This window comes from Variovorax beijingensis (assembly GCF_007828835.1).
Taxonomy (GTDB): Bacteria; Pseudomonadota; Gammaproteobacteria; order Burkholderiales; family Burkholderiaceae_C; genus Variovorax; species Variovorax beijingensis_A.
This window is the reverse complement of record NZ_VIVL01000030.1, coordinates 1-7,530: the sequence shown is the minus strand read 5'-3', so window position 1 is coordinate 7,530 and position 7,530 is coordinate 1. Positions and strand designations below refer to the sequence as shown.

At 67.3% G+C, this 7,530-nt stretch carries 5 protein-coding genes and 1 pseudogene; all 6 read left to right on the top strand.

Going from position 1 to position 7,530, the window contains the following annotated elements:
• Positions 1-303: pseudogene (locus FB547_RS33120) on the top strand (hypothetical protein); the annotation flags it as partial.
• 86 nt (positions 304-389) lie between these two features.
• Positions 390-2,090, top strand: coding sequence for a methyl-accepting chemotaxis protein (locus FB547_RS33115; RefSeq protein ID WP_145747821.1), 1,701 nt, complete (start codon positions 390-392; stop codon positions 2,088-2,090).
• Between the two features lie 20 nt (positions 2,091-2,110).
• Positions 2,111-2,626 carry a chemotaxis protein CheW gene (locus FB547_RS33110; protein WP_145747820.1) on the top strand — a complete coding sequence of 172 codons (516 nt, stop codon included), beginning with the start codon at positions 2,111-2,113 and terminating at the stop codon, positions 2,624-2,626.
• A gap of 104 nt (positions 2,627-2,730) precedes the next feature.
• A complete protein-coding gene (locus FB547_RS33105; RefSeq protein WP_145747819.1) occupies positions 2,731-4,464 on the top strand; it encodes a methyl-accepting chemotaxis protein in 1,734 nt (577 codons plus the stop codon).
• 22 nt (positions 4,465-4,486) lie between these two features.
• On the top strand, positions 4,487-6,217 hold the full coding sequence (locus FB547_RS33100) for a methyl-accepting chemotaxis protein (protein WP_145747818.1): 1,731 nt from the start codon (positions 4,487-4,489) through the stop codon (positions 6,215-6,217).
• Between the two features lie 26 nt (positions 6,218-6,243).
• On the top strand, positions 6,244-7,530 hold a 1,287-nt coding region (locus FB547_RS33095; protein WP_145747817.1), incomplete at its 3' end, for a Cache 3/Cache 2 fusion domain-containing protein.

Below are 7,530 nucleotides of genomic sequence, written 5' to 3'. Positions count from 1 at the left end.
GAGCAGAGCACGGGCATTGAACAGGTGAACCAGGCGATCGCGCAGATGGACCAGGTGACGCAGCAGAACGCGGCGCTGGTGGAAGAAGCGGCCGCGGCGGCGCAGTCGATGCAGGAGCAGGCCGCGAGCCTGGTCGGGGCCGTCAGCGTGTTCAGGCTGGATGGAACACAGGCCGCTCGTCCCGAGATCGCATTCGCCGCGCCGAAGGCCCTGCGCCCGGCGCCGGCCAGGAAGAGCGAGGCTGCCGCAGTCCCGCAGCTGGCCACGGCCGGCACGGCGAATGGCGATTGGACGGAATTTTGAGCTGAAGGCCTCAAGTCTTGCGCGCGGATGCCGATAGACCTGTGGACAGAGCACCGCACAAAAGACATCCACCCAAGGAAGAGACCATGTTCAACCGCTTGAATCCGCGCGCCCTCAGCATCGGGCAGAAGCTAGGGCTGCTCACGGCCAGCGCCATCGTGGGCGTGGCGGCGCTGACGGCCCTTTTCCTGATGTCGGAGCGCAAGCTCATCCTGGAAGAGCGGCAGGCCAGCGTGCGCCAGGTGGTGGAAAGCGCGCATGGCCTGCTGGTTCATTACCACGCGCTCGCCGCCAAGGGCACGCTGACCGAACCGCAGGCGAAGGAGCAGGCGATGCAGGCAATCCGCGGCCTGCGCTACAGCGGCAGCGAGTATTTCTGGATCAACGACATGCAGCCGCGCATGCTGATGCACCCGATCAGCCCGGCGCTCGAGAACAAGGATCTGTCCTCCAACAAGGATGCCACCGGCAAGCAGCTGTTCGTCGCGTTCGTCGACACCGTCAAGGCCGACGGTGCGGGCTTCGTTAACTACCTCTGGGCCAAGCCGGGCAGCGACAAGCCGGTGCCCAAGGTCTCCTACGTGAAGGGCTTCGAGCCCTGGGGCTGGATCATCGGCTCCGGCGTCTACGTGGACACGGTGCAGGCCACGATCATGAGCCGGGCCATCGGCCTGTCGATCAGCGCGCTGGTGCTGGCCGCAGCACTCTTCGCGCTCGGCTGGGCGATTTCGCGCGGCCTGCTGAAGCAACTCGGCGGCGAACCGATGGTCACGGCCGGCATCGCGCACCGTATCGCAGAGGGCGACCTGGCGGTCCGCATCGACCTGAAGCGCGGCGACCAGGCGAGCCTGCTGCATGCGGTCCAGGCCATGCGCGACAGCCTGGCCAAGGTGGTGGGCGAAGTGCGCGACGGCACCGATGCGATCGCGACGGCCTCGGGGCAGATCGCCGCGGGCAACCAGGACCTGTCTTCGCGCACCGAGGAACAGGCGAGTTCTCTGGAGCAGACGGCCGCCTCGATGGAAGAACTCACGAGCACCGTGAAGCAGAACGCCGACAACGCACGGCAGGCCAACCAGCTGGCCGTCTCCGCTTCCGAAGTGGCGGTGCGCGGCGGCGGCGTGGTGAGCCAGGTGGTGGACACCATGGGCTCCATCAACAGCTCGTCCAAGAAGATCGTCGACATCATCGGCGTGATCGACGGCATCGCCTTCCAGACCAACATCCTGGCCCTGAACGCGGCCGTCGAAGCGGCAAGAGCCGGCGAGCAAGGCCGCGGCTTCGCAGTCGTCGCTTCCGAGGTGAGAAACCTCGCGCAGCGCTCGGGCGCAGCCGCCAAGGAAATCAAGGGCCTGATCGACGACTCGGTGGACAAGGTCGAGGCCGGCAGCCGCCAGGTGGCCGAGGCGGGGCGGACGATGGACGAGATCGTGGACAGCGTGAAGCGCGTGACCGACATCATGGGCGAGATCACGGCCGCGAGCCAGGAGCAGAGCACCGGCATCGAACAGGTGAACCAGGCGATTGCGCAGATGGACCAGGTGACGCAGCAGAACGCGGCGCTGGTGGAAGAAGCGGCCGCCGCGGCGCAGTCGATGCAGGAGCAGGCCGCGAGCCTGGTGGCGTCGGTCAGCGTGTTCCGGCTCGAGGCCGGCAGCGCCGCTGCCACGCCCCAGGCTTCCGAGAAGTCCCGGCGCCTCGTGCCGGGCAAGAAGACCCACGAAGCACCCGCGTCACCGCAGCTGGCCATGGCCGGCGCAGCCGGTGGCGGGTGGCCAGAGTTCTAGCCAACAGCGACAGATATCCGATGAGCACTACAACATCCCAACAGACCGCCGACAGCCGCAACACCGCCCCGTCGCGGGCCGGCCGCCCCCTGGAATTCCTTTCCTTCACGCTGGGCCAGGAGGAATACGGCATCGACATCCAGAAGGTGCAGGAGCTGCGCGGCTACGACGCGGTGACGCGCATTGCGAATGCGCCGGAATACATCAAGGGCGTGGTGAACCTGCGCGGGATCATCGTTCCGATCATCGACATGCGCATCAAGTTCAGGCTGGGCACGCCGAGCTACGACCAGTTCACGGTGGTGATCGTGCTGAACATCGCAGGGCGCGTGGTGGGCATGGTGGTGGACAGCGTGTCGGACGTGATCACCCTGAGCGCGGAGCAGATCAAGCCGGCGCCGGAGATGGGCTCGGTGCTGGACACCGACTACCTGATCGGGCTGGGCACGCTGGACGAGCGGATGCTGATCCTGGTGGACATCGACCGGCTGATGTCCAGCGACGAAATGGGCCTGGTCGAAAAGATCGCTGCCTGAGGCCGCCGCGGCCCGAGAGAAATCGGCCGGCGCGCACAACCTTTTCCTGCGGCAAGTGCGCGCGTTGCGTGCTTGCCCTTTCCTGATCTTCTGGAGTGACGAGCATGTTTCTGAGCAATATTTCCATCGGCAAGCGGCTGGCCGTCGTGATCGGCGTCATCCTCGCCCTGTCTCTCACGAGCAGCGTGCTTGCCGTGCTGAAGCTGCGGCAGCTCGGCGAGGAAATCAATGCGATGGTCGAGAAGAACATCAAGACCGAGCGTGCGGGCGCCGACTGGCTGCGCAACACCAACTCGGGCATACAGCGCGCCGCAGCCATTGCCAAGAGCAGCGATGCGAGCCTGATCGCCTACTTCGCGCCGGCCACGGCCCTCTCCATCAAGGAGACCAACGATCTGCAGAAGTTCATCGAGGAACAGATGGACACGCCTGAAAAGAAGGCGGTGTACGACAAGGTCGGCGAGCTGCGCAAGGCGTACCTCGCGGCCCGCGAGGAGGTCAGCAAGGCCAAGCTGGCGGGCGACATGGAAGGCGCCAACCGGATCTTCAACGAACGCTTCGAGCCCACCTCGCGCAGCTATCTCGCGGGTGTGCAGCAGATGGTGGACACGGAGCGGGCGCTGCTCGACGCCGCGGCCGAACGCAGCAAGGAGACGCGCGCCAGCACCAGCCTGATGCTGGTCGTCTTCGGCGCGCTGTCGCTGGGCCTGGGCCTGGTGCTCGCCTGGCTGCTGGTGCGCAGCATCACCCATCCGCTGCGCCGCGCTGTCGAGGTGGCCGAAGCGGTGGCCGCCGGCGACCTGACCAGCCGCATTGAAGTGACGACGAAGGACGAGACCGGCCAGTTGATGCACGCGCTCAAGGGCATGAACGGCAGCCTGGCCAAGGTGGTGGGCGAAGTGCGCCACGGCACCGATGCGATCGCGACGGCCTCGGGGCAGATCGCCGCAGGCAACCAGGACCTGTCGTCGCGCACCGAGGAGCAGGCCAGCTCGCTGGAGCAGACGGCCGCCTCGATGGAAGAACTCACGAGCACCGTGAAGCAGAACGCCGACAACGCGCGCCAGGCCAACCAGCTGGCCGTCTCCGCTTCCGAAGTGGCGGTGCGCGGCGGCGGCGTGGTGAGCCAGGTGGTGGACACCATGGGCTCCATCAACAGCTCGTCCAAGAAGATCGTCGACATCATCGGCGTGATCGACGGCATCGCGTTCCAGACCAACATCCTGGCCCTGAACGCGGCCGTCGAAGCGGCAAGAGCCGGCGAGCAAGGCCGCGGCTTCGCAGTCGTCGCTTCCGAGGTGAGAAACCTCGCGCAGCGCTCGGGCGCAGCCGCCAAGGAAATCAAGGGCCTGATCGACGACTCGGTGGACAAGGTCGAGGCCGGCAGCCGCCAGGTGGCCGAGGCGGGGCGCACGATGGACGAGATCGTGGACAGCGTGAAGCGCGTGACCGACATCATGGGCGAGATCACGGCCGCGAGCCAGGAGCAGAGCACCGGCATCGAACAGGTGAACCAGGCGATTGCGCAGATGGACCAGGTGACGCAGCAGAACGCGGCGCTGGTGGAAGAAGCGGCCGCCGCGGCGCAATCGATGCAGGAGCAGGCCGCGAGCCTGGTCGAGTCGGTCAGCGTGTTCAAGCTCGACAGCGACAACGCGCCGCGCCCGCTCGTGCAGATGCAGGCCCGCGTCCAGCCGGCGCTGCCGCCGCGCAAGGCGGTGCCTGCGCTGAAGGCGCCCGCCCGGCCGGCAGCGGCCCGCCACGCGGCCGGCACCCGTTCCGCCCCAAGGCTCGCCGCGGCCCAGGCCGCCGCGCCGGGCGACTGGACCGAGTTCTGACACGCACCGCAGGAAAAGCAAAATGAAATGGTTCCTGAAGCTTCGTGTCGCCGCCAAGCTGGTTCTCAGTTTTCTCGTGGTCGCGGCGGTAGGCGCCGCGGTCGGCGGGCTCGGCATCTTCCACATGGGGCGCATCAACGCCTCGACGGAAAACCTCTACAGCCACGACCTGCGCGCAATGAAGGCCGTGCAGGCGGCCAACATCCACCTGCTCGACGCGAGCCGCGCCCAGATGGGGCTGCTGTCGGCCGGTACCAAGGGCGAGCGCAATGCCGGCTTCACGGAATTGAAGAACGCCGTGAAGGCGCTCGAATCGAACGTGGCCGAGGTCAAGCCGCTGCTCGAAGAGACGCCCGAGGGCCGCGAACTCAGCGAGCAGTACCAGCGCCTGATGCCGCCGCTGCGAAAGCACATGGCCGATTTTGCCGACCTGATCGCCAAGCAGTCGCTGGACAGCTCGCAGTTCGAAGGCAGCGTGCCGCAGGAGAGCGAGCAGCTGCTCAAGGAGTCGCGTGCGCTGGAGAAAGTGCTTCAGCGCATGGTGGCCTACAGCGACCAGCAGGCCAGGGACAGCATGGAGGATGCCGCGCGCACTTTCAAGACCTCGCGCCTGCTGATGGTGCTGATGGCGCTGGCCGGCATCGCCATCAGTGTGGGGCTCGGCGTGGTGGTGGCGCGGCTGCTGGCACGGCAGCTGGGCGGCGAGCCCGGCTATGCCGCCGATGTGGTCGGCCGCATCGCAAATGGCGACCTGACTGAAAGTGTGCAGGCCCGCTCGGCCCGCGCCGGCAGCCTCTTGTTCTCGATCAAGCGCATGCAGGACCAGCTGACCGAGGTCGTGGTGCGGATCAAGAATTCCAGCGATGCGATCGCGACGGCCTCGGGCGAGATTGCCGCGGGCAACCAGGACCTGTCCTCGCGCACCGAGGAACAGGCGAGTTCGCTGGAGCAGACGGCCGCCTCGATGGAAGAGCTCACGAGCACGGTCAAGCAGAACGCCGACAACGCGCGCCAAGCGAATCAACTGGCCTTGTCGGCTTCCGAAGTGGCCGTCAAGGGCGGGAATGTCGTGGGCCAGGTGGTGGACACCATGGCCTCGATCAATGCCTCCTCGAAGAAGATCGTCGACATCATCGGCGTGATCGACGGCATTGCGTTCCAGACCAACATCCTGGCCCTGAACGCGGCCGTCGAAGCGGCAAGAGCCGGCGAGCAAGGCCGCGGCTTCGCGGTGGTCGCCTCCGAAGTGCGCAACCTCGCGCAGCGCTCGGGCGCAGCGGCCAAGGAAATCAAGGGCCTGATCGACGACTCGGTGGGCAAGGTGGACATGGGCAGTGCGCTGGTGGGCGAAGCCGGCAAGACCATGGCCGAGATCGTGGGCAGCGTGAAGCGCGTGACCGACATCATCGGGGAGATCACGGCGGCGAGCCAGGAGCAGAGCACGGGCATTGAACAGGTGAACCAGGCGATCGCGCAGATGGACCAGGTGACGCAGCAGAACGCGGCGCTGGTGGAAGAGGCGGCCGCCGCGGCGCAGTCGATGCAGGAGCAGGCCGCGAGCCTGGTGCAGGCCGTGAGCGTGTTCAGGCTCGAAGGCGGGGCGCAAGCCCTCCATGCGCAAACACCGCGCACGCCCGAAGCGCCGGCCCGGCCGACCGCGAAGCCGCGCAAGAAGGAAGCCGTGGCCTCCGCTCCGCCGCTGACCCTGGCCGGCGGCGCCGCGGGTGCTGCGGGCGATTGGACCGAGTTCTAGACCCCACCCCACAGGAAAGAACCCTGATGAAAGCCGCAGCCACGGACTCGTCCCAGCCAACGCGCCCCTTCGTCTCGCTGGCGCGCACGCTCACCGTCAGGGCCGCCCTTGCCATTCTGCTGGTGACGGTGCTGCTGCTCGCGGCGTTCTATGCGATCGGCTCCGCGCAGCAGCAGCGCAGCGCCGCGCAATACGCCAATGCCAAGGCCGAAGCGATTGCGCGGTCGCTCGACATCTTTGACCGCACCATGCAGCTGACCGCGGAGAACGCTTACGGCGTCTTCCGGCGCCAGTTCTCGGCCACCTTCGCTGTCGAAGATGCTGCCCAAGGCATCGTAAGCAGCTACGGCACGCCGATCGATGGCGCGAGCACGGGCGAGGTGGATGCCTTCGCGCGGGATTTTCCTGGTGCCAACGCCACGGTGTTCGTGGTGCAGGGCGAAGACTTCCGCCGCATCACGACCTCGGTCAAGAAGGAGAACGGCGAGCGTGCCATCGGAACGCTGCTCGACCGCAAGAGCGCCGCGTATCCGGTGCTGCGCTCGGGCAGGAAATTCGTCGGCCGCGCCATGCTGTTCGGGCGCCCCTTCATGACGGTCTACGAGCCGGTGCGCGATGCGGCCGGCCAGGTCGTCGCGGTGCTCTACATCGGCCTGGACATCTCGCAGCAGCAGGCCTCCTTCGGCGAAGCGGTGGGCCAGAGCCGCATCTTCGACACGGGCGGGCTCTACATCGTCAACCCGGGCGCAGATCCTGCCGCTGCCGCGCTCGTGTTCCATCCGTCGGCGGCCGGCAAGAAGCTGTCCGAGGTTGTGCAGGGTGCAGATCCGGCAGGTTGGCTTGCACGCCTGAAGGGCGAGGACGCCTCGTGGATCGACGATGCACCCGCTGTGCTCCTGCCGGTGCAGGCGGGACGGCGCTATGCGTCCGTGAGCAGGAGCGACGCGGCCGGCTGGCTGGTGGTGGCGGAGATTCCCGCCTCGGAGGTGATGGCTGATCTCTACCGCGAGATGCGCCTGCTCGGCGGCTTCATGGCGCTGGCCGCGCTGCTGCTGGGCGCGGGGCTGGTCGTCTTCATCCGGCGCATGGTGCGGCCGCTTCGCGTATTGAGCGAGCATGTGCAGGCCATCGGCCAAGGGGACCTGTCGCGGCCGCTGTCGTCCGAGCGCCGCGACGAGATCGGCGTCATCACGCGGGCCGTCGAGTCGATGCGCGGCGGCCTGGCCACCGTGGTGAGCGGCGTGCGCCAGGGCACCGATGCGATCGCGACGGCCTCGGGCGAGATTGCCGCGGGCAACCAGGACCTGTCCTCG

Coding starts and splice junctions, on each gene's coding strand:
- FB547_RS33100 (WP_145747818.1), top strand. CDS start 4,487: ATGAAATGGTTCCTGAAGCTTCGTGTCGCCGCCAAGCTGGTTCTCAGT.
- FB547_RS33115 (WP_145747821.1), top strand. CDS start 390: ATGTTCAACCGCTTGAATCCGCGCGCCCTCAGCATCGGGCAGAAGCTA.
- FB547_RS33110 (WP_145747820.1), top strand. CDS start 2,111: ATGAGCACTACAACATCCCAACAGACCGCCGACAGCCGCAACACCGCC.
- FB547_RS33105 (WP_145747819.1), top strand. CDS start 2,731: ATGTTTCTGAGCAATATTTCCATCGGCAAGCGGCTGGCCGTCGTGATC.